The sequence below is a fragment of the Roseibium sp. JB4-4 genome (assembly GCF_055693425.1).
Genome location: NZ_CM146333.1, coordinates 4347025 through 4371917, shown reverse-complemented (window position 1 = coordinate 4371917; position 24893 = coordinate 4347025). Strand labels below are relative to the sequence as shown.

At 55.3% G+C, this 24893-nt stretch carries 25 protein-coding genes; 10 read left to right on the top strand and 15 right to left on the bottom strand.

Annotated features, from left to right (window positions below; all coding sequences use genetic code 11):
- Position 1 precedes the first annotated feature (1 nt).
- Both ACZ1HV_RS20600 and ACZ1HV_RS20595 read left to right on the top strand, forming a co-directional pair.
- On the top strand, positions 2 to 229 hold the full coding sequence (locus ACZ1HV_RS20600) for a MurR/RpiR family transcriptional regulator (RefSeq protein WP_472716154.1): 228 nt from the start codon (positions 2 to 4) through the stop codon (positions 227 to 229).
- Positions 230 to 266: 37 nt separating this feature from the next.
- Positions 267 to 869, top strand: a complete 603-nt coding sequence (locus tag ACZ1HV_RS20595; protein ID WP_472716153.1) for a MurR/RpiR family transcriptional regulator — start codon at positions 267 to 269, stop codon at positions 867 to 869.
- Positions 870 to 908: 39 nt separating this feature from the next.
- Here ACZ1HV_RS20595 and ACZ1HV_RS20590 read toward each other — a convergent pair whose 3' ends face one another.
- Positions 909 to 1811 (bottom strand): helix-turn-helix domain-containing protein, encoded by a 903-nt coding sequence (locus tag ACZ1HV_RS20590; protein WP_472716152.1) that lies wholly within the window; start codon positions 1809 to 1811, stop codon positions 909 to 911.
- Positions 1812 to 1903: 92 nt separating this feature from the next.
- Here ACZ1HV_RS20590 and melA point away from each other — a divergent pair, with 92 nt between their 5' ends.
- From melA to ACZ1HV_RS20550, 8 genes are all read left to right on the top strand, one after another.
- Positions 1904 to 3274, top strand: coding sequence for an alpha-galactosidase (gene melA / locus ACZ1HV_RS20585; protein WP_472716151.1), 1371 nt, complete (start codon positions 1904 to 1906; stop codon positions 3272 to 3274).
- Positions 3275 to 3547: 273 nt separating this feature from the next.
- Entirely contained in the window at positions 3548 to 4042 is a 495-nt protein-coding gene (locus ACZ1HV_RS20580; RefSeq protein ID WP_472718475.1) for an NUDIX domain-containing protein, read from the top strand.
- Positions 4039 to 5673: a phosphotransferase gene (locus tag ACZ1HV_RS20575; RefSeq protein WP_472716150.1), complete on the top strand. Its 1635-nt coding sequence runs from the start codon at positions 4039 to 4041 to the stop codon at positions 5671 to 5673. Before ACZ1HV_RS20580 ends, ACZ1HV_RS20575 begins: the two co-directional genes overlap by 4 nt.
- Entirely contained in the window at positions 5666 to 6556 is an 891-nt protein-coding gene (locus ACZ1HV_RS20570) for a GAK system ATP-grasp enzyme (RefSeq protein WP_472716149.1), read from the top strand. Before ACZ1HV_RS20575 ends, ACZ1HV_RS20570 begins: the two co-directional genes overlap by 8 nt.
- Positions 6553 to 7653: an HprK-related kinase B gene (locus tag ACZ1HV_RS20565; protein WP_472716148.1), complete on the top strand. Its 1101-nt coding sequence runs from the start codon at positions 6553 to 6555 to the stop codon at positions 7651 to 7653. The genes ACZ1HV_RS20570 and ACZ1HV_RS20565 overlap by 4 nt, the downstream gene beginning before the upstream one ends.
- A complete protein-coding gene (locus tag ACZ1HV_RS20560; protein WP_472716147.1) occupies positions 7650 to 8351 on the top strand; it encodes a histidine phosphatase family protein in 702 nt (233 codons plus the stop codon). Before ACZ1HV_RS20565 ends, ACZ1HV_RS20560 begins: the two co-directional genes overlap by 4 nt.
- A 21-nt stretch (positions 8352 to 8372) precedes the next feature.
- A complete protein-coding gene (locus ACZ1HV_RS20555) occupies positions 8373 to 9722 on the top strand; it encodes a metallophosphoesterase family protein (protein ID WP_472716146.1) in 1350 nt (449 codons plus the stop codon).
- Positions 9719 to 9994 (top strand): amphi-Trp domain-containing protein, encoded by a 276-nt coding sequence (locus ACZ1HV_RS20550; RefSeq protein WP_298822294.1) that lies wholly within the window; start codon positions 9719 to 9721, stop codon positions 9992 to 9994. The genes ACZ1HV_RS20555 and ACZ1HV_RS20550 overlap by 4 nt, the downstream gene beginning before the upstream one ends.
- A gap of 38 nt (positions 9995 to 10032) precedes the next feature.
- Here the strand turns inward: ACZ1HV_RS20550 and ACZ1HV_RS20545 are convergent, their stop codons facing one another.
- From ACZ1HV_RS20545 to ACZ1HV_RS20480, 14 genes are all read right to left on the bottom strand, one after another.
- Positions 10033 to 10548 carry a hydrogenase maturation protease gene (locus ACZ1HV_RS20545; protein WP_298822295.1) on the bottom strand — a complete coding sequence of 172 codons (516 nt, stop codon included), beginning with the start codon at positions 10546 to 10548 and terminating at the stop codon, positions 10033 to 10035.
- Positions 10549 to 10606: 58 nt separating this feature from the next.
- Positions 10607 to 12049, bottom strand: a complete 1443-nt coding sequence (locus ACZ1HV_RS20540) for a Ni/Fe hydrogenase subunit alpha (protein WP_472716145.1) — start codon at positions 12047 to 12049, stop codon at positions 10607 to 10609.
- 85 nt (positions 12050 to 12134) lie between these two features.
- Positions 12135 to 12704, bottom strand: a complete 570-nt coding sequence (locus ACZ1HV_RS20535; RefSeq protein WP_298964559.1) for an NADH-quinone oxidoreductase subunit B family protein — start codon at positions 12702 to 12704, stop codon at positions 12135 to 12137.
- Positions 12701 to 13429: a 2Fe-2S iron-sulfur cluster-binding protein gene (locus ACZ1HV_RS20530; RefSeq protein WP_298964557.1), complete on the bottom strand. Its 729-nt coding sequence runs from the start codon at positions 13427 to 13429 to the stop codon at positions 12701 to 12703. The genes ACZ1HV_RS20535 and ACZ1HV_RS20530 overlap by 4 nt, the downstream gene beginning before the upstream one ends.
- The gene (locus ACZ1HV_RS20525; protein ID WP_472716144.1) at positions 13426 to 15312 is read right to left on the bottom strand and encodes an NAD(P)H-dependent oxidoreductase subunit E; all 1887 of its coding nucleotides are present in this window, start codon (positions 15310 to 15312) and stop codon (positions 13426 to 13428) included. The genes ACZ1HV_RS20530 and ACZ1HV_RS20525 overlap by 4 nt, the downstream gene beginning before the upstream one ends.
- A gap of 387 nt (positions 15313 to 15699) precedes the next feature.
- Positions 15700 to 16785, bottom strand: coding sequence for a hypothetical protein (locus tag ACZ1HV_RS20520; protein WP_472716143.1), 1086 nt, complete (start codon positions 16783 to 16785; stop codon positions 15700 to 15702).
- Positions 16786 to 17034: 249 nt separating this feature from the next.
- On the bottom strand, positions 17035 to 18192 hold the full coding sequence (locus ACZ1HV_RS20515; protein WP_298822303.1) for a M56 family metallopeptidase: 1158 nt from the start codon (positions 18190 to 18192) through the stop codon (positions 17035 to 17037).
- The gene (locus ACZ1HV_RS20510; RefSeq protein WP_152500094.1) at positions 18179 to 18574 is read right to left on the bottom strand and encodes a BlaI/MecI/CopY family transcriptional regulator; all 396 of its coding nucleotides are present in this window, start codon (positions 18572 to 18574) and stop codon (positions 18179 to 18181) included. Before ACZ1HV_RS20510 ends, ACZ1HV_RS20515 begins: the two co-directional genes overlap by 14 nt.
- A 135-nt stretch (positions 18575 to 18709) precedes the next feature.
- Positions 18710 to 18988 (bottom strand): DUF2160 domain-containing protein, encoded by a 279-nt coding sequence (locus ACZ1HV_RS20505; RefSeq protein WP_472716142.1) that lies wholly within the window; start codon positions 18986 to 18988, stop codon positions 18710 to 18712.
- Positions 18988 to 19785 carry a carbohydrate ABC transporter permease gene (locus tag ACZ1HV_RS20500; protein WP_298822305.1) on the bottom strand — a complete coding sequence of 266 codons (798 nt, stop codon included), beginning with the start codon at positions 19783 to 19785 and terminating at the stop codon, positions 18988 to 18990. The genes ACZ1HV_RS20505 and ACZ1HV_RS20500 overlap by 1 nt, the downstream gene beginning before the upstream one ends.
- 11 nt (positions 19786 to 19796) lie before the next feature.
- The gene (locus ACZ1HV_RS20495) at positions 19797 to 20663 is read right to left on the bottom strand and encodes a carbohydrate ABC transporter permease (protein WP_298822306.1); all 867 of its coding nucleotides are present in this window, start codon (positions 20661 to 20663) and stop codon (positions 19797 to 19799) included.
- Positions 20660 to 21751: an ABC transporter ATP-binding protein gene (locus tag ACZ1HV_RS20490; RefSeq protein WP_472716141.1), complete on the bottom strand. Its 1092-nt coding sequence runs from the start codon at positions 21749 to 21751 to the stop codon at positions 20660 to 20662. The genes ACZ1HV_RS20495 and ACZ1HV_RS20490 overlap by 4 nt, the downstream gene beginning before the upstream one ends.
- Positions 21752 to 21763: 12 nt before the next feature.
- Positions 21764 to 22828, bottom strand: a complete 1065-nt coding sequence (locus tag ACZ1HV_RS20485) for an ABC transporter ATP-binding protein (RefSeq protein WP_298822308.1) — start codon at positions 22826 to 22828, stop codon at positions 21764 to 21766.
- Positions 22829 to 22955: 127 nt separating this feature from the next.
- Complete coding sequence (locus tag ACZ1HV_RS20480; RefSeq protein ID WP_298822309.1) at positions 22956 to 24695, bottom strand: ABC transporter substrate-binding protein; 1740 nt, start codon at positions 24693 to 24695, stop codon at positions 22956 to 22958.
- Positions 24696 to 24893 lie beyond the last annotated feature (198 nt).

Sequence of the window (24893 nt, the reverse complement as noted above, 5' to 3'; positions counted from 1 at the left end):
CATGGAACGCCCGCTTCTGGAAGACATTCGCGATCGGCTAGACGAATTCACCGCAACGGAGAAGAAGGCGGCCCATGCATTGCTGGCCAATTATCCGATGCAGGGCCTGGGTACGGTCGCGCAGTTTGCAGAAGCTGCCAGCGTCAGTTCTCCGACCATATTAAGATTCATTGCAAGACTTGGGTTTCCAGGCTTTGCCGAATTTCAAAAAACTCCGCAGCGAGCTTGAGAGCCAGCTCAATTCACCGCTTGCGCGCAGTGCCAGCATGTCCGATGAAAAAGCTGCAGACCCGCATGTCGGACAGCTTTTGGAAAACATTCGCGAAACTTTTGATCACTTGCCCAAAGGCGAACTGGAAGGCCTGACCAACCTCCTCTCGGACGAACGCAAAACCATTCATCTCATCGGTGGCAGGTTTACCGATGGTCTTGCACGTTACATGGCGGCTCATTTGCGCATTGTCCGTCCGAATGTCAGCCATGTCGCAGGCCAGCAGGGAAACTGGCTCGATCAGCTTATCGGAATTGGCTCCAAGGACGTTGTCGTGGTTTTCGATATCCGCCGGTATCAGGCTGAAATTATCCAGTTCGCCGAAGCTGCGGCGAAACAGGGCGCCACTGTTGCCCTTGTGACAGACAGCTGGATGTCACCTGTTGGCAGGATCGCGAGCTACGTGCTGCCTGCGCGTGTCGCCGTCCCGTCTCCCTGGGACTCCTCACTCGCCCTGATGGCAATCGCTGAGGTTCTGATTGCAGGTGTAACGCGGCAAAACCAAACCCGTGCCCAGGCCCGAATGCGGTCGCTGGAAACTCTGCGTAACGAAATCGACCCCTCAACGGAAGACGGTCGCAACGGACCGGACATCTAGTTTCTGAACGAAGCGGGCAACATCGTCTTTTCCGGCCGATCAGGCCGGTCTTGCCTGACGCAGATCGCTTGGAACGCTGCCATAAACCGATCTGTAATTGTCATAGAACTGACTGGCGGACGAAAATCCGGCCTGAAATGCGGCTTCCGACACAGACACGTCGGAAGACAAGAGAAGTTCCCGCGCTCTGATTAGCCGCATGCGAACGATGAATTGCTTGAGTGTGATTCCAAGCGTTTTCCTGAACATGTTGGATGCGTAATTGGCATTCAAACCGGTGATCGTTGCAATCTCCCGGGTCGATACCGGAACAGAAGAGTTCTGAATGACGGCCTCAATCATTCGCACCACATGCTCTGTCGGTCCCGATTGCCTGCCATCGTCTTTAACCGGCCTGTCTTTGTTCCGCAGGTTCTTGATGCTCTCTTCAATGGAAAGCCGTCGCATGAGTGCATGAAGTTCCATTGTCAGGCATTCGAAACGACTGAGTTCCTTTGATTGATAGTCCCGGTGCCAACGGGCTGGAATGTCTCTGTCCGCGAGGATTTCCGGCACGACCAGAACGGCTCCGGACAGCAGTGCGCGCTGAATGCGACCAATTCCTCTGAAAGACAAAAAGACATCGAGCGGAAAATACATGTTCGTGAGTTGGTAGGCCGAGGACTCAACAGGATTTAGACCGACTGTCTGATGAGGAATTCCAGCCCAGAAGAAACACATCTGGCCTGCCGGCAGCACGACCTTGTCCGTTTCGAACCTGTATGTCATCTCGCCACCGGCAAGCCAGTTGAACTCCACATGTCCGTGCCAGTCCAGATCATGCAGAACCGGTGCAAAACGGCGCATGGCAAACTGACCGAAGACAACAGGCTTGCCGCCGACAAATGTCGAACGGTCTGCATCTTCAGGTCCAAAAACGGAGCGAAACGGCAAATCGGGCATACCTGTAAATTCCGGACATTTTACTTTGATTGCAGGATAGAATGTCCTGAGCGGTCGTGCAATCTGGTTTCACAACCAAGAGGTCTTTGCTCATGTCCAAACCAGTCAAGATTACCTTTATCGGTGCCGGGTCCACCGTTTTTGCCAAGAACATCATTGGCGACTGTTTGCTGCGGCCTGCGCTTGCCGGTGCTCATTTTGCGCTCATGGATATCGACCCTGAACGCCTCAGCGAATCGGAGATTGTCATATCCAAAATGGTCTCCTCGCTAGGTGCCAGGGCAACGGTTTCTTGCCACCAGGACCAACGGGAGGCCCTGGAAGGCTCTGATTTTGTCGTCGTAGCCTTCCAGATCGGTGGCTACGAGCCCTGCACTGTCACCGACTTCGAGATTCCTAAATCCTATGGCCTTCGCCAGACGATTGGCGACACGCTCGGCATCGGCGGCATCATGCGCGGCTTGCGCACCGTCCCGCATCTTTGGGGCATTTGCGAAGATATGCGGGCTGTGTGCCCGGATGCGCTGATGCTGCAATACGTCAATCCAATGGCGATCAACACCTGGGCGATCAGCGAAAAATATCCGGACATTCGTCAGGTGGGCCTGTGCCACTCGGTGCCCCTGACAGCTGCCGAGTTGGCCGAAGACCTGGATGTCGACCTCAGCCGATTGCGCTACAAGGTTGGCGGCATCAATCACATGGCCTTTTACCTGCACCTTCATGAAGTGCTGGATGACGGTTCAACGCGGGACCTCTATCCGACGCTGAAAAAGCTTCACGCCAGTGGAGCCATACCGAAAACGGACAATCTGTGGAATCCGCGCTGCCCCAACTATGTTCGCTATGAAGTCATGCAGAAGCTCGGATATTTCGTTACCGAAAGCTCTGAACACTTCGCCGAATATGTTCCCTGGTTCATCAAGGAAGGCCGCAAGGATCTGATTGATCGCTTCTCTATTCCACTGGATGAATATCCGAAACGCTGCATTGAGCAGGTGGCGGATTGGAAAGAGCAGGCAAAAGCGTTTCTGGGACCTGACCCAATCGAGGTGAAGGCTTCGCCTGAATATGCGTCGGAGATCATCAATGCGGTCGTGACCAACACGCCAACTACGATCTATGGAAACGTGCCCAACCACGGTTTGATTGACGCCCTGCCAAAGGGATGTGCCGTAGAGGTTCCCTGCCTGATCGACAGCAACGGTGTTCAGCCAACGCGTGTCGATGGTATCCCGCCGCAGCTGACAGCCTTGATGAGAACCAATGTCTCCGTCCAGGAACTGACTGTGCGGGCACTCGTCGACGAAGCTCCTGAACATGTCTATCATGCGGCAATGCTCGACCCGCACACGGCTGCCGAACTGGATCTCGATCAGATCTGCGGCCTTGTCGATGATTTGATCAGTGCCCATGGCCAATGGCTGCCCAACTGGCTGGCGGCGGACCGGCAGGCCGCCTGATCGGCATCATTCGCGCTCAGGTGACCTTGTGGCCACGGTAAACACCGCGCGAAAACTGATGTGGCCAGCACGAAGTTGTCCGACCACCCTTGCGAAACACTTTGCTGGAGTGGTTCACGCATTGGCGCAGCCTATTCTGTCCGGCGCTGATTGGCCGGCAACCCACGACTCAGCTAAACTTTGTCTGAGCGATTGAACACCACGCCAACGACGCACTGTTGGACCAGGGGTCCTGGATTCCGGCCACGTTAGCAAATGCGAGGAAAGGCCGCCATTCCCATACGACCCGCATCAGCGGAGCCTCAGTTTCGGCCAACGATCCGGTCCACTCCCCGCGCATTTATTTGCCGTGGTGAAAAGCTGCTCGTGCAGGAGAAACAACATCCCGTCAAAGGCCGCTATTTCACACTTCCCGGCGGAAAACAGGAGGCTGGCGAAACGCTTGAAGACGCGCTTCGCCGCGAATGCCGGGAAGAAATCGGAGCCGCTGTCACGGTGAAACAACTCTTGCATGTTGCCGAAGTTTTTCGTCCCAAGAGCGGCACCAACGACTACCAGCATCAGCTTGATTTCGTCTTCAATTGCAGCGTCCCGGAAGGCTACGAACCCGTTCTTGGTTGTTCCCCGGACCCTCATCAGATTGCAACATGCTGGATAACGCCAGAAAATGCTCAACAACTTCGTCCGTCCTATGTCACAAAACTGTTTTCACATGGCTGTAGGCGGGGCGTAGAAATCTATCTCGGATCGCATAATGAAGAACTATGACTAGCCTGCCGAAGACCATCCGGGTAAATCTCCATTTTCTATGCGCTGAAATCGATGGGCAGCTGATCCTGCTGGAAGCTTTTTTCCAGGATCCGACGGCCGCCCTCGCACGCAGGATAATGGACCGGGCGGGCTACGCGCATAATCTGAAGACACGCATCCTGGATGCCTGTGTACGCCAGATGGCGGGTGCGAAAAAAGACAATCGAAGACACCTGACTTTGCGCAGCCTGGAGTTTGTGGCTGTCGACCTGCAACGCCTGTCCAACCTCGCGCGCCAGTCGCTGAGACACGTGGAACGGATCGATACCTTTAAAACACTGGTCCCGGAACGTTATCCGGTGATCGTCGGACATGTCCGCAGCGGCGTCAGCAGGATCGAAAATGCCATACACAGCAGTGACAGCAATCTGGCCATCGAAATCGGCCAGATGCAGGACAAGATCGAGGCCGACTACCGCAAGGTTTTCAAAGTCTACACCCGGGAAATGCGCAACCCGAAAACGCAGCCGTCCGATATCGCCAACAGTCTGCTCGTTGCAAGCGAGTTTCAGCGCATGGGCGACTCCCTCAAGTCCATCAGTGAAGCACTGATTTCGTCGAACATCGGACAGGCCGTCAATTTTGAACGTTACTTCTCGCTGCAGAGCCTGATGTCCGAGCTTGAGGAGCCGAATGGCGAACTGGCCATTGAAACCATGGCAGAAACCCGTTCGGGAAGCTCAATCTCCGCAATTAGAAATACGAAAACCGAAACCGTCACCGCCGTCTTCAAGGATGGTGACAAAAACAAGGTGAAGGAGGAACGCCAGGGCGTTGAAAGCTGGCATTCCATATATCCGGGCCTCGCCCCGAAAATCCTGTCCTACAAGAAGCGCAACCAGTCAGCTGCTCTTCTGATCGAACATCTGCCAGGTCTCACGCTCGAACACATTCTGCTTAACGAAAACAGCGATCTTTGCGACAAGGCGCTAGCGCGCCTTTCAAAAACGCTGCGTGATATCTGGAAGCAGACCAGGACCAAAGAACCCGCCGAACTGGGCAGCATGCAGCAATTGTCCGAACGGCTCGCGGAGGTTCGCCGTGTTCACCCGGAGTTCCAGGAAACTCAGGTGCGGTTTTGCGGGCAAGCCATACCTTCGCTCGACACTCTGGTCGAACAGGCTGCGACGCGCGAGGCAAACGTGGCTGCCCCGTTTTCCGTCTATATCCATGGCGACTTCAATGTCGACAACATCATCTTCGACCCAGGCGAAAGCAGAATCCATTTCATCGATCTGCACCGGTCGCGCTACATGGATTATGTCCAGGATATCTCCGTGTTCATGGTGTCGAATTACCGGCTGCACGTTCTTGACCGTGAGACTCGCAACCGCATCATGAATGCCTCACAGACTTTCTTTAAGTCGGCGCGGGCATTTGCGCGAAAACAGAATGACGACACGTTCGAGTACCGCCTCGCGCTCGGCCTGGCACGTTCCTTTGCCACGTCTACCCGCTTCATCTTCGACAAGGTTCATGCCAGACGCATGTGGCTGCGTTCCCGTTACCTGATTGAGAAAGCCCTCGCCTGCCCCGTCGGCGAGGAGGCCAGGTTCCGTCTCCCTTTGAAGGAGATCTTCGTTGACTGAGCTGAAAATCGGCGTGGTCGGTATACCCGGCAAATGGTCTACCGAAATATTGGCAGATGCGCTTGAAGCCAGAACCGGATTTCGCTGCGTCATCGACATGGCTGATGTCGTGCTTGACCTGGAATCCCGCACGCTTGTCGCCGGAAACCATAACCTTTGCAATTTTGACGGTCTGGTTATCAAAAAGATCAGCCAGAAATACAGCCCCGCGACGCTGGATCGCCTGGAACTTCTTCGTATCGCCGAAGCTGCAGGTGTGCGGGTGTTTTCCAAGACCAGGTCCATCCAGGGTCTCGTCAACCGGCTCAGTTGCACAATTACGCTTGCCAATGCAGGCATACCGATGCCGGCGACATACATCACTGAAAGCATCGACGAAGCAATTCACGCAGTTCAACGGTTTGGCACTGCAGTATTCAAGCCATTGTTTTCAACGAAAGCGCGCGGAATGACGCTGATCGAAGCAAAGTCAGACCGTGACCGTCTTCGAAGAGACATTGCTGCCTTCAAGGCAGAAAATCCGGTCATGTACTTGCAGCAGAAGGTCAACCTCTCCGGTCAGGATCTCGGCATGGTGTTTTTGGGAGGTGAATATCTTGGGACCTATGCACGCGTTGCCAGAGCAGGCAACTGGAACACGACCATTCATGACGGTGGCCGCTACGAAGCCTTTGTACCTGAACCGTCGTTGATAGATCTCGCGCACCGCGCACAGGCACCGTTTGATCTGGATTTCACAACGGTCGACGTCGGGCTGACAGACGATGGACCCATCGTCTTCGAGGTTTCCGCATTCGGTGGTTTCAAGGGAGCACTCGAAGGCGCATCAATCGATGCAGCCAGTCTTTATGCGGCCCATGCGATCAAAAAGGTGCGTTCATGAGAGAGCCCTGCCTTCAGGAAGTGGTCGACGCACTTGCGCCTGACCGGGCAACCAAGGACGCTGATCCGGTCTGCTTGAGCGTGGGTGGGTTTGTGATCGAAGTGCGGTGTGTCTCCAGCACCTTGCTGGCCGAACTGCTGAGGTATTTTCAACACGTCATTTCAGCTCCTTGCGAGCCCGACACCATTGTTCATGTTCTTGGCGATGCACAACTGCCTTTTCAGCTTGAATATGTTGATTGGGTGCGCGAGGCGAGCAAGCGCGGGCGCAAGGATGCCATCTGTGACCTGCCTGATGGCCGATTGATCCTCAAGGTTCGAACAGGTGTTCAGTTTTTGCAGTCGCCGGCCTGGGTTGTTGCTTTTGGACCAACTGAGCAAAATGCCAATCAAGTTATCAATTTCATCAACACTCAGATCCTGAACCGGTTTCAGCGCGAAGGCTGGCTGGCGTGCCATGCAGCGGCCGTCAAAACCAGCAACAAGGGCCTGGCCATTTCCGGTCTGTCCGGTGGCGGCAAATCAACCAGCATGCTCCGCCTGATGGAAATCGCAGATACGCACTACGTCACCAACGACCGATTGCTGGTTCGCAGAAACGGAAGCAAGACGGATGCACTTGGCATTCCCAAATTACCGCGCATCAATCCCGGGACCATCGTCACCAACGCCAGGCTCACCGGCCTCATCGACGAGGAACGGGAGGAAGAGCTTCGCAACCTGGAACCTGACGAGCTCTGGCACCTGGAAGAAAAATACGACCTCTTCATTGATGACATATACGGGCCGGGCCGCATTTCGCACGAAACGCATCTGACGGATTTCTGGGTCCTGAACTGGTCCCACGACAGCTTTGCGCAGACCGATATATCCGAAGTGGACTTGAAATTACGGCCGGATCTTTTGTCTGCCATCACCAAAAATCCGGGACCTTTTTATCAAAAATCGAATGGCGCTTTCTGGACCGACAGATCGGCTCTGGAAACGAGCGCTTACCTTGCAACGCTTTCAGACATTCGTGTTTGGGAAGTCTCTGGCCTCATCGACTTCGACGCATTGTTTGATGCTGGAATGGAATTGTTGGGAACCCCATCATGAACGACAGGTTCATCATCCTCTTGCGCCATGGCGCATATCGGCAAAAACCTGGAACGCCAAGCGCGCTGCAACCATTCGACCTGACCGAAACCGGAAAAGCGCAGGCCAAGGCAGCCGGTCTTGAACTTGCAGAACTCGCAAGAGCCGAGAGCTGGCAGCTTTCACCGCAAATCTTTTGCTCGCGCCAGCTGCGGTCCTGGCAGACAGCAACTCTGCTCGGCAAGACCATCTCGGAGACGACAGGCCGGACCTTTGAAATAACGGAAACAGAAGCGCTCGCTGAGAGATCGGTCGGAGCCCTTGCCAATCTCACCATTCCTGAAATCGAGCACGTGCTGATGGAAGATCCCCGCCATGAAGCACCGCCGGAAAACTGGAAATCGGACAGCCACTACAAACTGCCGGTTCAGGGAGCCGAGAGCCTGATGGAAGCTGGGGCGCGGGTGGCAGAGTTCCTGCAAAAACGCGTCGAGACAATGCCCCACGTGAGTGGGAAAGCAGCCCAGATTTGTGTCGGTCACGGAGCAGCATTGCGCCACGCGGCTCATCATCTGGGCATCCTTTCCTTTCCGAAAATCCGGAAAGTTAGCATGCATCATGCCAAGGCTGTGGTCTTGAGATACAGCCCAAATGCCGGCTGGAGCCATCACACCGGTACCTGGAAAGAACGCCAGGTTCTGGAACTCACAATGGACTGATTGGACCTCAGGCAAAGTATGATGACCAACAAAGCCGTTGCACAGATGCTACCTCCTATTGCTGCGAAAGATCTCAGCGATCTGGGAGTTCCAAACAGCTGCATTCCCTGGCCACTTTTCAGCGCAGGAAATGAGCAACACGTTCACGCACGAACCCCTGACCTGGTATCCAGTGTCGCCAAAGCCAACGCTCTGGGCCCCTGGGATTGGCCAGACAAACCCGTGATCTTCATTTCGGATTTGCACGCAGACGCCGAAGGCCTTCTCCGCTCGCTTGTTGCTGTGGGTGCAATTATACGCATTGGCAGTGGCCTGACGGACTTTGAGTTGACGTCTTTCGGCCGCAGCTGCCAGATCATCATTGGTGGGGATTGTATCGACAAGGGCCCGAGCAATCTCGATCTGCTCGACAGCCTTTCAGCACTGATGAAATCAGGTGCTGACGTGGTTCTTTTGGCGGGAAACCATGACCTGCGTCTTTATCTCGGTCTTGAATCGCTGACCGTAAAACGCGGCTCCCTCAACGCACATATGTTTGTGCGCATGGGCAAAAAGGTCATGCCTCTGCTTCGGGAAGTCTTCGACAGATATGTTGACCCGGACACCGTATTGGACGGTCTGCCGGACGAAAAGACCTGTCTTGATCTGATGGTACCCGGCAAGAAGTGGACAAAACAGTTTCCGAAAGCAGCTGCCAACTTTCTGAATGAAGCCGCTGTCAAAAAGGAAATGCGCCGGCTCAAGAAAAAGACAACCAGATTTTCCCAACATGCGGAAGAGTACGGGTTCACCATGCGTCAGCTCTATTCGGCGGCGTTGGCGTGCAGGGAGCTCTTCATGAATTCCGAAGGGCAATACGCCTGGTTTTTTCAAAGCATGAAAGCTGTCCACCAGAGCGGGTCTTTGCTTTTTGTTCACGCCGGTGTCGATGACAGCATGGCCGCACTGATTTCAGCAAAGGGCATTGCGCACGTGAACCGACGTTTCAAGAAGGAAAGCCGAAAAGATCCTTTCGTTTTTTATTCTGGAACGATCGCCAATCTGGTGCGCACCAAATACCGCGAAGTCGATCATCCGCTGACAGCTCGAGGCGTAGAAGAGCTGCATCTGGCAGGCATCAAGATGCTGGTTCAAGGCCACGTCAATCGGCACAGTGGACAGGAACTGACGTCCAAAAACGGACTGCTGCACCTGGAAGCAGACGTTACGCTTGACCGGCACTCCAGAAGCGCTGAAGGCCTTGAAGGCATTGGCACCGGTGCGACGATCATTCATCCAAATGGCAATATTCTGGGTATCAGCCGCGACTATCCTCATGCCAAACTGTTCAATCCGGACCAAATTCTTCAACAACACGGACTGTTGCTATGATGGAACGTAAGGGCCGTTTCCGGCACCAGTCCCTTCAAGACAAGAAATCGATCCAGAAGCTGCTCGATGCCATCAAGCGCGGGATCGCCAAGGGAGAATTGGAGTTCGGGGACGACACCGGCGACATCACCCTGGAGCCAGCCGGCCTCATGAACCTGCGCGTAACCGCGACTGTCGAAGGCGACCAGTCGCGCCTCGACTTGCGCATCACCTGGACCAACGAAAGCATCGACCAGAAAGAAAGCGGCAAGCTCAAGGTCAAAGGTGGATAGAAGGCTCCAAGTCCAATCGTCCGGCGCTCAGACCAGGATCAACTGTCAGCCCTTTGCTGCAACTGACAAGCAGAACCCGTGTTTTTTGACAACCAGTCCAGAAAGAACGCTTCGGCATCTTCAAGATTTTTCTTAGCCCTTTCAGAAAGCCCCTCTTTGACCTCGCCGAATTCCTGACCGGATATCCCGAGCACATAGGCGCGCGGTCTTGCGCCATAAAGCGTCTCGCAAAGCGCAAGCACTGTTTCAGGCCTCAGGCTGTGACTGCCCAGAATTTCAGGTGCGCCTGCTGCAATTTCCTGAAAGGAAAATGCCGTTTCACCTCCCATCTGCGCATCGGCGAACACCACCACATCATGGCTTGAAATCGTCAATGCATGTTCGGCTACCAATTGATAATCGGTATCGATTTCCAACTCGGAATGTGCCCGGTCTGCCAACCTTTGAGAGAAAGCCGGCCCGAGACCATCATCGCCGCGCCCCGGATTGCCATAGCCTATCAAGATCATCGCACTACCCCGCTCCGCGCGGCCGAACAAACTCTTGCCGGCCACACGGAACTTGCCTCTGATTGCTGATCCGGAAAAATGACCGGGAGTATTTCTTCATCGCTCATATGCATTGAGACCTGCGGTCAACCAGACCGCCTTCCGCATCGAACAACTCCACCTGAAGCGGCATTTGACCTAGTGCATGCGTCGCACATGACAGGCATGGATCATAAGCACGCACGGCGACCTCGACATGGTTCAAGAGACCTTCCGTGATCTGCTCCTTGCCTGACAGGTGTTTGATGGCCACGTCTTTTACCGCCCTGTTCATGCCTTCATTGTTGTGCGTGGTGGAAACGATCAGGTTGCAGTAGGTCACCTGGTCGTTCTCATCGACCTTGTAGTGGTGAATGAGATTGCCGCGCGGGGCTTCGATAACACCAATACCTTCTTCGCGCCTGTCCCCCTTGGCGATCAGATCCGTGCCTTGCATATCCGGATCGTGCAGAAGTTCGCGGATCTTTTCGACGCAGTGGAGAACCTCGATCATTCGGGCCCAGTGATTGGCGAGCGTGGAGTTGTTCGGCGTTCCGCTCGTGACGGCCTTCAGTTCTTTGTGGGCAGCATCCGCCAATGGCGTGTCGATAAAACTTGCCGTGTTCATACGGGCAAGCGGGCCGACCCGGTACCAGCCGACATCCGGGCCCAGCTCCTTGATAAACGGGAACTTCATGTAGGACCAGGAGCGGACATCCTCAACGATCAGCTCGTGATATCTGGTGTAAGGCACCTGATCGAATATCTTGTCTCCGGTCGAGCTCAGGGCGCGCAGACTGCCGTGATAAAGATCCAGGGCTCCGTCGCTTTCTCGCACTATCGACATGTAATTTGATGGGAAAGACCCGAACTCGGATACCAAGTCTTCGTTTTCAAGAGTGTAGTCGCGCGCAAGCTTCACCGCGTCCAGGCACCATTCAATCATCTCGTCGACATTCGACAAGAAATGGTCCCGTCTTTCGAGCGGCAGATTGCGATTGATACCGCCAGGAATGGCACCCGTGCCGTGTACCTTCTTTCCAGCCGTCGCCTCAATGATCTCCTGACCGTATTTCCGCATCAGGACGGCCCGTTTTCCCAGTTCTGGCTGTTCTTTGAGAACCTCAAAAATGTTGCGCTTTTCCGCGGGAGCCCCGAAACCGAACAAGAGATCGGGAGCTGCAAGATGAAAGAAATGCAGCACATGGCTCTGCATGACCTGTCCATAGTGCATGAGCCGGCGCATCTTTTCGCCCGTCGGCGTCAACTGGTCGACCCCGGCGATCATGTCCATAGCCTTTGCCGCGGCCAAATGGTGGCTGACCGGACAAATACCGCACAATCGCTGGACGATCACCGGCACTTCCCACATCAGGCGGCCACGGATGAACCGCTCAAATCCACGAAACTCGACAATGTGCAGCCGAGCTTCGTCAACCTCATTTTCCGCGTTGAGGTGGATGGTAACCTTCCCGTGTCCTTCAACGCGGGTGACAGGCGAGATTTCAATCATTCTGGGTTCAGTCATCTCGAATTTCCAGCCAACTCTGGTGGGTTGCATCTGTGCGCCGGAAGGCAGGTGGCACTTTCAGAAATGGGGTCACGGCAAGCCGTCAGTCGAACCTGATCATTTCGCGTTCAAAGCCGCGGAACTTTCCGGTCAGCAGTTTGAAGAGCGTGTCGAATATGACGTCGCCTGTCGGCGCACAGCCCGGGATCTGGTAGTCAATCTCCACCACTTGGGAACAGGGATAGACTTCGTCGAGCAACAGCGGCAAAGCGGGATCGTTCGGCACGTTATGGGTTGTATTGCGAATGTATTTTCCGGTGATATAGGCCTCGTCGAGACATTCGCGCAAAGGCGCATCGGAATGCATGATCGCGTTTCGCATCGCCGGCAACCCACCCATGATGGCGCACTGCCCGAGCGCGATCAGGATGTCGCAATTCCGCCTGAAATCGTGCAGCACATGCACGTTCTCCTCGTTACAACACCCGCCTTCGATAATGCCGATGTCACAACGCTCGGTGAACCGTTTCTTGTCCGTCAGCGGAGACCGATCGACGTCGACCAGTTTCATCAACTCGATCAGGCGCTCGTCAATATCGAGGATCGCCATATGGCATCCGAAGCACCCGGCCAAGGACGCTGTCGCTATGCGGGCCTTGGGAAGTTCGCTCATTTGCGCTTCTCCTCGATCTCATGGCCGATCAATCCCTTGTCGAACTCACGCTCGCCGATCGGGACGGCAAAACCGACGCGTTTTCGGATGATGCACCCCACTGGGCAGACTTCGCTCGACATCGCATGATCGGAAACTTGTGCATCCGTATCTGCAAGGTTCTCGCCATTCACGGCTACCCGGCGGTGAATGCCGCGCCCGACATAGCCAAAGACACCTTTGCCATCGACATCCTGCGAGGCGCGAATACAACGGCCGCAAGAGATGCAGCGATTGGTGTCCAGCGCGATGTCGGGATGCGACGCGTCGAGTGCACGGCATGGCTCCAGATATGGAAACTTGGTGGCCTCGGTCATATCCAGCCGGTACGCCATTGCCTGCAATTCGCAATTGCCGCTGGCCTCGCAGATCGGGCAAAGATGATTGCCTTCGTGGAAAAGCATCTCCACCAGATCGCGGCGCATTTTTGTGAGATGCGGGGTTTCGTTTTCGACCGCCTGACCAGGCGCAGCCGGCTGCGTGCACGCTGCAACACTCCGGCCTCCGGCCTTTACGGTGCAGACGCGGCAACTGCCTTGGTGTCGCAGCCCCTCATGATCACACAAACGCGGGATATAGACACCTGCGGCGTCGGCAGCTTCCATGACGGTTTGCCCCGCATGGGCCTTGATCTCCACCCCATCGATTGTGAAGGTGAAGCCGGTTTCCTTCTCCGTGCCGCTCATTGGGTGAAATCCTTGTCGAAGATGTAGGAGCGGCGCTTGGCAATCTTGCGTGCGCCATCGATCGCCGACTGAATGTCGAACGTGTCGCGAATGCCATCCTTGCTCGGCTTGGAAACCGCCGCATAGACAAGCGGAAAATTCTTCAGTGTGGACAGGATCGGATTGGGCGACGTCATGCCAAGACCGCAACGACTGGTCTCTATGATCGTTCCGGACAGATCCTTCAGGTAGTCAATGTCTTCCGGATTGGCGAGCCCCTTCTGAAACTTCTGGATTGCCTTCTGAAGGAAGACGTTACCGACCCGGCAAGGCGTGCAATAACCGCAACTCTCGTGAACGAAAAAGGACATGTAGTATTCAACGATTTCCAGAATGTTCCTCTGTCCGTTGAAAATGATGATCGCACCGCCAGTTGCCAGATCGTCGAAGGTCAGTTTGCGATGGAAACTGTCGCGGCCAATCATGGTCCCGCTTGGCCCACCCACCTGAACAGCAGCTGCATCAGCGCCACCAACCATTTCAAGCAATTCCCAGACGGTGTGTCCGTAAGGCAGTTCGTATATTCCAGGGTTCAGACAGTCACCGCACACTGAAAAAAGCTTGGTTCCGTGCGATCCTTCAGTTCCCATTGCGTGAAACCACTTGGCGCCCTGGCCCAGGATACGCGCTGCATGGCAGAAAGTTTCAACATTGTTGACCACCGTCGGGTAACCCAGATACCCGCGGCTGACAGGGAATGGTGGACGTGTCTTTGGTTCGCCCGGCAGCCCTTCGCAGGAACTGATCAAGGCGCCTTCTTCACCGCAGATATAAGCCCCTGCACCAAGCTGCAAACGGATATCGAACTCAAAGCCTTTGACGCCGAGAATTTCTTTGCCAAGCAGACCCCGGCGTCGACGTTCCTCAAGGACCGTTTCCAACAATTCGCGCAGATAAACGTATTCTCCTCGCAGGTATAATATTCCCTCGCGCGCGCCAACTGCCCGCGCCGCTATGGTCATGCCTTCAATGAGAAGATGTGGGCGTTCCGTCAAAAGTACCCGGTCCTTGAAGGTTCCCGGCTCTCCTTCGTCGGCGTTACAAATCACAAAGTGCCTGTCGAGCTTTTCGCTTGCTGCAAAACGCCATTTCCTGCCTGTGGTGAAACCGGCACCGCCGCAACCGCGTAGTCCGCTTTCTTCAACCGCATTGATAATCTGGCTCGGCCTCATGCCAACAGCATTGTTGAGGCCTGCCTCTTCCGGCACGGGCCCAAGCAATACCGCCCCGGCATGCCGAACGTTGTTTTCAACCATCCGCACTGCCCGCTCGTGCGGTGACAGTTCGTGAAAACGGTCGCTGACAAGGCTTTCTGGCGATTGACCTGCCATCAGCGCCTCTGCGGCGGCGCGGGCTGTCTCCGGTGTCAGGCTGGTCAGCATGACATTGTTCACCATGGCCGCCGGCGCTTGATCGCACATGCCTATGCAAGGTGTCGTTTCGAGTGAAACCGCGCCGTCGGCGGATGTGTCGCCGACCTTGATGCCAAGAACCTCTTCAAATGCGGCAACAACATCTTCCAAACCACAGAAGCGGTCGACAATGTCGTCGCACAACCGGATCGTCACCCGTCCTTTCGGAGTCAACGAAAAGAAGGAATAGAAACTCGCAACCCCTTCAACTTCAATGCGCGTGAGATCGGTTTGCGATGCAATCGCATCCATGGTTGCGGGGGCAATACTGCGATAGCGGTCCTGAACATCGTACAGAATGTCGAGCATTCGATGCTTGTCGTTGCCGAACCTGTCGCATATGGCTGCAATTTCCGCCTGCGGAACAGGAGCCACATTGCAGGATGAAGCAGTGAGGCCGTTGGCGCCGGTGCCATTTCGACCATTGTTCATGGTGAGCTCCCTCGTGATCCGTTCAGGTTCGCTTCCGGCTGGTAAATCGAATTGAACGAACTGCCGCTCGCACGGAATGATCGCCAAATGGGCGCGTTCAATCGCCAGAAATCCCGATACCTCTACGCTCCCAAAGATGCAGAGAAACGTCTTTGAGCCAGATCAAGATGCACGGAATAGGTGCAGGAAAGGCTCTGCAATCGTGGCACAAGCACAATCACAACAGCAAAGCCTCGTAGTGCGAGCGTCCCGGCAGGTTCCGTCAATATGGAAAATGGACGGCAGCAATTTGGTCCGCAGACCCAGACGCACAACGTCGGAGAAGCCTCCGAGCCAACCGGCACGGAACCTTCGCGGTCGCACGGTCTGCGGCCATCTTAACCTCAGCTACGATATCAACGTCGCGCGATGAGCCAGTGCTTGCTCGATTGTGTGACGGAAGCGTGCAGCAACCGCCGTATATCCTTCGTCCGTACCGTGTATCTCGTCGTTCCAGTCCGAAACTTCGGGCATGGCACCACGGCAATCGACCAGCCAGACGCCTGTGTTCAACGGGTTTGCCGAAAGTCCGGCCAACATGCCGTAAAGCTCATCCACCAGGTATTTGATCAGATTCCGCCGCAAGGACTGACTGGCAATACCGCGCCTGTCGAGCGGGTCTCCCAACCATTGGTTCTTGTCCGCATATTTGGGATTACGCCGGTCCTTGCCCCCCGTCGGATGGTGCGGATAGGGAAATGCATAATCATAACCGTGAATAACGATCGGCAGATTTCGAAATCCGGGATCCGCTCTGATGTCGGAAATAACCTTTCGGTAGGCCGTTTTCAGAAAGGTCAGCTTGTCTTTCAGAACCGCGTGGTCAATGTGCCCTGCAATGTCTCCGGGATTGCCATTGAACGGCCGGATCAGATCGTAGAGCACGGGTTCACCGGTATCCGGATCGGCTCCGATAATGTCGTTGCCCGCAGCTGAAAACAGGAAAGCGTCAACATGATCGCGCATCTTCCCAAGCGAGCTCATATATTCACGGTGTGCTTTTTTCTCCGGTCCATAGACCATGTTCTCAGCCGTATCACCGGCAGCTCCGACCGAATAAATCAGAAAGTGCTTGTTGAGCTGATCAATCACGTCTTTGATCAGGACAGGGAACTGGAACCAGCTGTCACCTTCAGAAACCAGAACCGGACGGTTTTCACCCGCGTTCAACCGCCTTCTAAACTGGCTCTGCCGACGCCATCTGGCCAGGCGATTGGCTGTGCCCATCGCGTTTTCAAGTTCCTGAAGGTCCGGATCCAGCTCAACTTTTTGAGGATCCGGAGCCAGCACAAGATCGAAGCCGCCCTGGTTTTTCACAACGACCGAATACTTGAGTATCTCCTCTGACTGTTCTGCAAACGCATCCGGATCCAAAGCCGGTTCTTTCAACAAAAGTCCCAAATACTCCTGATAGGAAATTTTCGCCGCAGTCATGCTCAAAGCCTCCCTAATTGAAATCAAAATACCAAAAGAAATTATTCTACTTATTCTAGCATGACCTTACGTTATACAATCAATTTTCTGCGTGCAACCTTACCTCGATGAGAACAGAAAACTTCTATCGTCAACTGGACGCGCGTTCTTAAAAGTGCCGGCCGAGACATTCAGGACGACAACCAAAAGAGCCCGGACCATCAAATGATCCGGGCTCTTTGAATTTAGCGTGGCAAAAGGTCTTGCGGATTACCTTAAGGGTCTTTGACCGAATGTGTTGATCGCTTCCAGACGCTCAAGATTGACGATCGTCGACAACATGAGGCGGTCATGGGTCCAATCAGGCGGTTTCTGAATGGACAGCGCCGTCAGGAATACGACAGCGACCACCGGCAGAACGGCGAGCCCCAGCACCCCCCAGTGCGGCCGCACCTGTTTCGTGTCAAGCAAAGCCTCCACGCGCCGGCGCAGTTTCTGCGACGGGGAACGCCGAAGAACCTTGTCCTGAACTTCGATCAACGCAACGGCTGCGATGTCGCCAGTCACACGCTTTGCAGCTTGCTCCTGGCGCTTTTTGAGACCCGCCTGTGCGGCGCGCAGAAGGCACATGCAGTAGGCCATCACGTCGATACGCTTGTCCTCGGTGACTTTCTGATCGCAAGCCAGTTCGCGCAGACGCTCAACTTCAGATTTCCAGACATAGAAGAACGGATTCCAGAAGAAGAACGGTCGAAGCGTTTCAAGGGCAATTTCCCAGGTGACGTCTCCTTGCCTCACGTGCTGAAGCTCGTGCCGCATCACCAGTTTCAGATCCTCTGGCTGGGTCAGAAGTTCAGACGGTATGACAATGTAGTGGCGCCTCAGCCCTCTTGCGGAAAATGGCACCAGCGCCCAGTCGGACAACAGCAGCTGAACACGTCCCGAACGACGCCACTCGTGGCAGTTGGACAGAAACTCTGACAATCGGACAAAGCTCGAAATCAACCGCAGTCCGAAATAGGTGAAACCGGCAAGCAACAGGACAGCGATCGTGCCGCCAATGCCAGGCGAGAAGCTCAGTATGCCTTCGCTGATCTGTCCACGCATACCTAGAATGGCCTGAAAATCCTGAGCAGGCATGTCAATGCCGCCACGAATGTACTGGGCAACCACCATGTCCGACAGATTGACGCTCGCCGCAGCCGGGACCATCTGAAGCGTTCCCAGGTAGTGATAAAGCGCCGCCGCTGCCGGAGACAGAATGAGAACGGCGAACAAGCCGTTCAGAAGTGCGAGTTGAAGATTGTAGGCAAGCTTGATGCCTGTGCGTGCCATCACCAGTTTTACGACCATCCAGATCAGTGCGGTCACAGCCAGCGTGACATTCAAGTCGATGTAAACATCGAGCATCATGTTAAGTAGCGTCATCTGTCCTCCTCCTGTCCAGTAACGCTCTAATTTCTTCCAGGTCGTCCTCCGAAAACTCGTATTCATCGACTAGCCGGGCTACAAGCGAGGCCGGCGTGCCGTCAAACAGTTTTTCTGACAGATTTCGGATGGAACGAGACTGGTAGGCGTCCTTGGTCAGCACGGGGGAATAGATAAATGTCTTGCCTTCTTTTCGGCTGTCCACGAACCCTTTCTCATCCAGGATCCGCATGATGGTGGCACAGGACGTATAGGCGAGCTTTCTCTCCGACGGCAGACAATCCAGAATGTCGCGCACGGAGCCTTCGCCGATCTTCCAGAGTTCGGTCATGAACTCCAGTTCGACTTCGGTCAAAAACTCGTTGCTTTTACGCTTTCTCATTATGGTCCTGCGCCTATCGCGGAATGGATGTGACTCACAGTGACTATTCTTGCATCAATCTTCCGCAAATTACTATACTTTTAGTCGATCAAAGATCTTCGCCATGCCCGATACTTTACCGGGCATGGCGATTGTTTAGACCTTCCAGAAGCAGAACACACACCAGGCAAAACTAAGTCCCAACGCGCCCCAGAGCGGGTATCCGATAAGGCCGAGCCATGCCAGGAATATGTAGGCAGCTCCAAGCAGCGTGATGAAAAGGCGATCACCGCGTGTCGTGGTGAGCCCCAGCACCCCCTGGCGCGCGTCACCACCCGGGTACCGGATCTCCAGGAACGTCAGAAAACCGACTGCTGAAAATATACCGACAAACAACAGGGCAGTCGGCCAGGTCCAGGCCATCCAACCAAGCATTACACCCTCCCCAGGGCAAAGCCCTTGGCAATGTAGTTGCGGACAAAGTAGATGACGATGGCGCCGGGAATGATAGTCAGGGTCCCGGCGGCCGCAAGAAGCCCGAGTTCATAACCGGCGGAGGAAGCGGTTCGGGTCATCACAGCGGCAATCGGCTTGGCTTCAACAGCTGTCAGGGTCTTGGAAAGCAGCATTTCCACCCAGGAGAACATGAAGCAGAAGAATGCGGCCACCCCGACGCCGGACTTGATCGCCGGCAGGAATATCGTCGCGAAGAACCGCGGGAACGAATAGCCGTCGACATAAGCGGTCTCGTCGAGTTCTTTCGGGACACCGCTCATGAAACCTTCCAGGATCCAGACAGCCAGCGGGATGTTGAACAGGCAATGCGCCAGGGCAACGGCGATGTGGGTATCGAACAGACCGACAGCGGAATAGAGCTGGAAAAACGGCAATGCGAAAACCGCGGCAGGCGCCATCCGGTTGGTCAACAGCCAGAAGAAGAGCTGCTTGTCGCCAACGAAGGAATAGCGCGAGAACGCATAGGCCGCAGGCAAGGCCACCAGAACGGAGATCACCGTGTTCAACGTGACGTAAATGATCGAGTTGATGTAGCCCCAATACCAGGTCGGATCCGTGAAGATCTCGATGTAGTTGGCGAGCGTCCAGGTCTGCGGGAACAGGGTGAACCCGGCCAGGATTTCATTGGTCGTTTTGAAACTCATCGCGACGAGCCAGTAGATCGGCAGCATCAGGAAGAGGATGTAAAGCGCGGGAACCAGGCTTTTCATGCGCATGTTGGTTCTCCTCAGGACTTGTTATCGTTCAGCGTCATCAACGTGTAGAACAGCCAGGAGGCGAACAACGTGATGGCGAAATAGATGAGCGACATGGCAGCTGCGGGACCGAGGTCGAACTGACCGAGAGCGATTTTCACAAGATCGATCGACAGCAATGTCGTTGAGTTGCCCGGCCCACCACCTGTGAGAACGAACGGTTCTGTGTAGATGTTGAAACTGTCCATGAAACGCAGCAGCACCGCGATGGTCAGCACCGTTTTCATCTTCGGCAGCTGAATGAACCGGAAGACCGCCCAGTTGGACGCGCCGTCGATTTCGGCGGCCTGATAGTAGGCGTTCGGAATGGAGACCAGACCGGCATAGGCCAGAAGCACCACCAGCGACGTCCAGTGCCAGACATCCATGACAATGATCGTTACCCAGGCGGCCACCGGGTCCTGGGTCATGTCGTAGGAGATGCCAAGGACGTGGTTCATCGTATATCCGAGCAGACCGATATCGGGCAGCGTGAAAATGTTCCACATGGCGCCGACAACGTTCCAAGGGATCAGCATTGGCAAAGCCATCGTGACCAGACAGAACGGAACCCATGGCCCTTTCTTCGGCATGGCGAGCGCAATTGCGATGCCAAGCGGAACCTCGATGATGAGGATCATGAAGGTGAAGAAGAACTGCCGGCCGAGTGCATTGTGAAAGCGTTCGGACTTCAGAACCTGTTCGAACCAGTCGAGCCCCTGCCAGAAGAACAGGTTGTCGCCGAAGGTTTCCTGGACCGAGTAATTCACCACGGTCATCATGGGAATGAGCGCGTTGAACGCGACCAGGAAAAGAACGGGCGTGACAAACAGCCAGGCGCGTTGGTTTTGAGTTTTCATCTGGCACCCTCCTCCGGGCTGCTCGCCAGCCAGCCATCCTTGTAGAGGCGGGTCTGAGATTGTTTGAAGTCAAGCATCACCGCATCACCTGCGCTCGGAGCTTCGCCTTCCAGGATTGCGTGGACCCGGCTGTCATGGGCAACGGCTTCCACCACTTTGTGGCGACCGATATCCGCGACCTTGCGGACCTGGGCGGCAAGACCCGGCCCGTCCTTGGAAACAGACACGAATTCCGGACGAATACCGACTTCTGCCCTGCCGTCGCCGGTGCCCGTGACCGGGCCCTCAAGATTGATCTGCTCACCACCGAAGAATGCACCGCCATCCTTGACGTCGCATGGCAACACATTCATGCCGGGTGAACCGATAAAGTGGCCGACAAAGGTGTGCGCCGGACGCTCAAAGAGTTCCACCGGGGTTCCGATCTGCACGACTTCACCATCCTGCATGACCACGACCTGATCGGCAAAGGTCAGAGCCTCTGTCTGATCGTGCGTCACATAGATCATCGTCGCCTTGACCCGCTGATGCAGCTCCTTCAGTTTGGATCGCAACTTCCACTTCAGATGCGGGTCGATCACGGTCAGCGGTTCATCGAACATGACGACATTGACGTCCTCCCGCACCAGACCGCGGCCCATGGAGATCTTTTGCTTGTTGTCGGGTGAAAGGTTTGACGCCCGTGTTCCAAGCATCTCCGTGACTTCCAGCATTTCCGCGATCCCGGTCACGCGGCGTTTGACGATATCTTCGTCACGCCCCCGATTGCGCAATGGAAATGCCAGATTGTCGTAGACTGTCATCGTGTCGTAGATGACCGGAAACTGAAACACCTGCGCAATGTTGCGTTTTGCGGGCGGCAACGCCGTCACGTCCTGATCATCGAAAAGCACTTGCCCGTCAGAAGGGATGAGCAGGCCTGAAATGATGTTGAGCAACGTGGACTTGCCACAACCGGACGGGCCAAGAAGTGCATAGGCACCACCATCTTCCCACGTCAGGTCGATTTTCTTCAGAGCGTAATCCTCATCGCCAGTCGGGTTGGGATTGTAGCTGTGCCGCAAATTGGAGAGTTTGATCTGTGCCATGAATTCCTCTCCTCAAGCCGCCAGATCGCCGTCAGGCGAAAAGAAGAAGCAATGGCTCGGGTCCAGATAAAACGTATGGACCTCGCCGACGAAATAGGGATGTACGCCGTGCGACAACGACACCCAGGATTGTCCGTGCATGTCGAAGTGGGCGCTGCTTTCCGATCCGCTGAGTTCAGTGACCTGAACATGCCCATCGAGACGGACGCTGTGCCTGTCGCTCTCCACCGGCAACACATGGTTCGGGCGAATGGCGAGCGTATATGGCCCATCCGGAAGACCGGCTGCCCCTCCGGACGCGGTCCAACGAATATCATCGTTCAAAATGATCGTGCCGTCCTGTTTTGTGACCGGCGCTGTGTTGATCGGCGGGTTGGAGAACACCTTGGCGGACTCAAGATCCTTGGGCTTGCGGTATATTTCCGCGGTCGAACCGAATTGAACCACATTGCCATCGCTCATCAGAGCCGTGTTGCCGCCAAGAAGCAGTGCTTCTTCGGGTTCCGACGTGGCATAGACCACGACGGCACCACGCCCGGCAAAAAGCTCAGGCAGCTGATCGCGCAGTTCTTCACGAAGCTTGTAGTCAAGGTTCGCAAGAGGTTCGTCCAGGAAAACAGCATCGCTTTCCTTCACGATCGCCCGCGCCAGCGCGGTGCGCTGTTGCTGACCGCCAGAAAGCTCATGAGGTTTGCGTTTGAGGTAAGGATTCAGTTTCAGCAGCGCCGCTGCTTCTTCCACCCGCCCTTCGATTTCCGACTTTGCAACACCCGATACTTTCAACGGGGAAGCAATGTTGTCGAAGACCGACATATGCGGATAGTTGACGAAAAACTGATGAACCAGGCTGATGTTGCGCTTTTGCGCAGACAGGCGGGATACGTCTTTGCCATTCAGGATGATCTGCCCGGAGGCCAGGCTGTCGAGCCCGGCCATCAGCTTGATCAGCGAGGTTTTCCCGGAACCTGTTTCTCCGAGGAGAACGTTGAAGTGGCCTGGGAGCAAGGTCAGGCTCGTTTCCTTGACATGCGTGATGCTGGCAACGCGCTTGCTGACGTTTTTGAGTTCTAGTGACATGAATAATTGCACCTGCGTCCGGACTGGACTTACCTGCGGCAATCAGTTGCCGCTGCCATCGCTATCGGATCGGTGAAGGACCGGGGCCGCGCCCCGGTCCAGCTTGGTGAGAGACTAAGCTCTCGGCTTAGTTCTGCGACCAGCGGGCAACCAGCTCGTCATAGTTGACGGTTTCGCCCTGCGGCTTCTCGTTGTCGAGCTTGGCCTTCGGAGCACCCGGCTTGGACAGCCACTCGTTCGGATCAGACTCTTCGTTGAGACGCGGACCGCAACCACCGTAGACGTTGGCGCGTTCGTCAGCCTGCTGCATGCGGGCCATGACGATGTCCATTTCTTCTGCCAGTCGGTCCATCGCTTCCTGCGGTGTAAAGGCACCGGAGTTCACGTCACCGATCTGCTGCCACCAGATCTGGGCCAGCTTCGGATAGTCCGGAACGTTGACGCCGGTCGGAGACCAGGCCACGCGATCCGGAGACCGGTAGAACTCGACCAGACCGCCGAGCTTCGGAGCCCGCTCGGTGAAGGACTCATGGTTGACGGTACTGTCGCGGATGAACGTCAGACCAACGTGGCTCTTCTTGGTGTCAACCGTTTTGGAAACCACGAACTGAGCGTAAAGCCAGGCGGCCTTTGCACGATCTTCCGGTGTGGAGTTCAGGATTGTCCAAGACCCCACATCCTGGTAGCCGACCTTCTGACCTTCTTCCCAATAAGGACCGTGCGGGCTTGGAGCCATGCGCCACAGCGGCGTGCCTTCGTCATCAACGGTGTTGTTGCCTTCGGACTTCGGCTTCACCATGTCGGCGGTGAACGCCGTGTACCAGAAGATCTGCTGGGCAACGTTGCCCTGGCTCAAGGCCGGCAGTGACTGGTAGAAGTCGAAGCTGGCAGCGCCAGGAGGCGCATAGTTGCGCAGCCATTCGTCCCACTTGCGGATCGCATAGACAGCAGCCGGACCGTTGGCAGCACCACCGCGAGACACGGATGCACCCACCGGGTTACATGTGCCTTCTTCCATGCGGATGCCCCATTCGTCGACCGGGATACCGTTCGGCTCACCCTTGTCGCCCGCACCAGCCATCGAAAGCCAGGCATCGGTCATACGCCAACCGAGATCGGGTGCGCGCTTGCCGTAGTCCATGTGACCATAGATCTGAACGCCGTCGACTTCCTTGACGTCTTTGGAGAAGAACTCCGCAATGTCCTCATAGGCAGACCAGTTGACTGGCACGCCGAGATCATAGCCGTACTTTTCCTTGAAGGCCTTCTGCAGGTCTTCACGGTCAAACCAGTCCTTGCGGAACCAGTAAAGGTTCGCGAACTGCTGGTCGGGCAGCTGGTAGAGGTCGCCATCCGGGCCCGTGGTGAACTGGGTGCCCATGAAGTCATCCAGGTCAAGCCCCGGGTTGGTGACATCCTTGGCTGAGCCGTTCATCCAATCCGTCAGGTTGTAAGCCAACTGAAGGCGTGAATGAGTGCCGATCAGATCGGAATCGTTGACATAGGCGTCATAGAGGTTCCGGCCCGTCTGCATTTGGGTCTGAACAGCCTGGACCACTTCACCCTCGCCGAGGATCTGATGGTTCACCTTGATGCCGGTGATTTCTTCAAAGGCCTTTGTCAGAACTTCCGACTCGTAAGAGTGTGTCGGAATACCTTCAGACAGAACATTGATTTCCATGCCGTTGAAAGGCTCGGCCGCTTTGATGAACCACTGCATCTCTGCAAGTTGCTCGTCTTTCGACAGAACTGAAGGCTGGAATTCCTGGTCGATCCACTTTTTGGCCGCTGCTTCATCGGCAAAAGCGGACCCTGCTCCCGCAAGCACAGCACCTGCTGCGACTGCGGAGAGTAGATACTTACGCATCTTGATCTCCTCCCGTGAGAAAATTTTCGCCGTGTTTATCCGGCTGGACATACTTGGACACACCGTCGCCACGTTGTCAAACTAATTTTTTAGTAGATTTTCATGGGATCTAGAGATCGATACAAGATACTGAAATATATATCTTTTTTAAGCTCATTCCGAACAAGAGCATGCTCGGATCCATCTCATTTTACCGCT

Coding starts and splice junctions, on each gene's coding strand:
- ACZ1HV_RS20600 (WP_472716154.1), top strand. CDS start 2: ATGGAACGCCCGCTTCTGGAAGACATTCGCGATCGGCTAGACGAATTC.
- ACZ1HV_RS20595 (WP_472716153.1), top strand. CDS start 267: ATGTCCGATGAAAAAGCTGCAGACCCGCATGTCGGACAGCTTTTGGAA.
- ACZ1HV_RS20590 (WP_472716152.1), bottom strand. CDS start 1,811: ATGCCCGATTTGCCGTTTCGCTCCGTTTTTGGACCTGAAGATGCAGAC.
- melA (WP_472716151.1), top strand. CDS start 1,904: ATGTCCAAACCAGTCAAGATTACCTTTATCGGTGCCGGGTCCACCGTT.
- ACZ1HV_RS20575 (WP_472716150.1), top strand. CDS start 4,039: ATGACTAGCCTGCCGAAGACCATCCGGGTAAATCTCCATTTTCTATGC.
- ACZ1HV_RS20565 (WP_472716148.1), top strand. CDS start 6,553: ATGAGAGAGCCCTGCCTTCAGGAAGTGGTCGACGCACTTGCGCCTGAC.
- ACZ1HV_RS20560 (WP_472716147.1), top strand. CDS start 7,650: ATGAACGACAGGTTCATCATCCTCTTGCGCCATGGCGCATATCGGCAA.
- ACZ1HV_RS20555 (WP_472716146.1), top strand. CDS start 8,373: ATGACCAACAAAGCCGTTGCACAGATGCTACCTCCTATTGCTGCGAAA.
- ACZ1HV_RS20550 (WP_298822294.1), top strand. CDS start 9,719: ATGATGGAACGTAAGGGCCGTTTCCGGCACCAGTCCCTTCAAGACAAG.
- ACZ1HV_RS20540 (WP_472716145.1), bottom strand. CDS start 12,049: ATGACTGAACCCAGAATGATTGAAATCTCGCCTGTCACCCGCGTTGAA.
- ACZ1HV_RS20535 (WP_298964559.1), bottom strand. CDS start 12,704: ATGAGCGAACTTCCCAAGGCCCGCATAGCGACAGCGTCCTTGGCCGGG.
- ACZ1HV_RS20530 (WP_298964557.1), bottom strand. CDS start 13,429: ATGAGCGGCACGGAGAAGGAAACCGGCTTCACCTTCACAATCGATGGG.
- ACZ1HV_RS20525 (WP_472716144.1), bottom strand. CDS start 15,312: ATGAACAATGGTCGAAATGGCACCGGCGCCAACGGCCTCACTGCTTCA.
- ACZ1HV_RS20520 (WP_472716143.1), bottom strand. CDS start 16,785: ATGACTGCGGCGAAAATTTCCTATCAGGAGTATTTGGGACTTTTGTTG.
- ACZ1HV_RS20515 (WP_298822303.1), bottom strand. CDS start 18,192: ATGACGCTACTTAACATGATGCTCGATGTTTACATCGACTTGAATGTC.
- ACZ1HV_RS20510 (WP_152500094.1), bottom strand. CDS start 18,574: ATGAGAAAGCGTAAAAGCAACGAGTTTTTGACCGAAGTCGAACTGGAG.
- ACZ1HV_RS20505 (WP_472716142.1), bottom strand. CDS start 18,988: ATGCTTGGTTGGATGGCCTGGACCTGGCCGACTGCCCTGTTGTTTGTC.
- ACZ1HV_RS20500 (WP_298822305.1), bottom strand. CDS start 19,785: ATGCGCATGAAAAGCCTGGTTCCCGCGCTTTACATCCTCTTCCTGATG.
- ACZ1HV_RS20495 (WP_298822306.1), bottom strand. CDS start 20,663: ATGAAAACTCAAAACCAACGCGCCTGGCTGTTTGTCACGCCCGTTCTT.
- ACZ1HV_RS20490 (WP_472716141.1), bottom strand. CDS start 21,751: ATGGCACAGATCAAACTCTCCAATTTGCGGCACAGCTACAATCCCAAC.
- ACZ1HV_RS20485 (WP_298822308.1), bottom strand. CDS start 22,828: ATGTCACTAGAACTCAAAAACGTCAGCAAGCGCGTTGCCAGCATCACG.
- ACZ1HV_RS20480 (WP_298822309.1), bottom strand. CDS start 24,695: ATGCGTAAGTATCTACTCTCCGCAGTCGCAGCAGGTGCTGTGCTTGCG.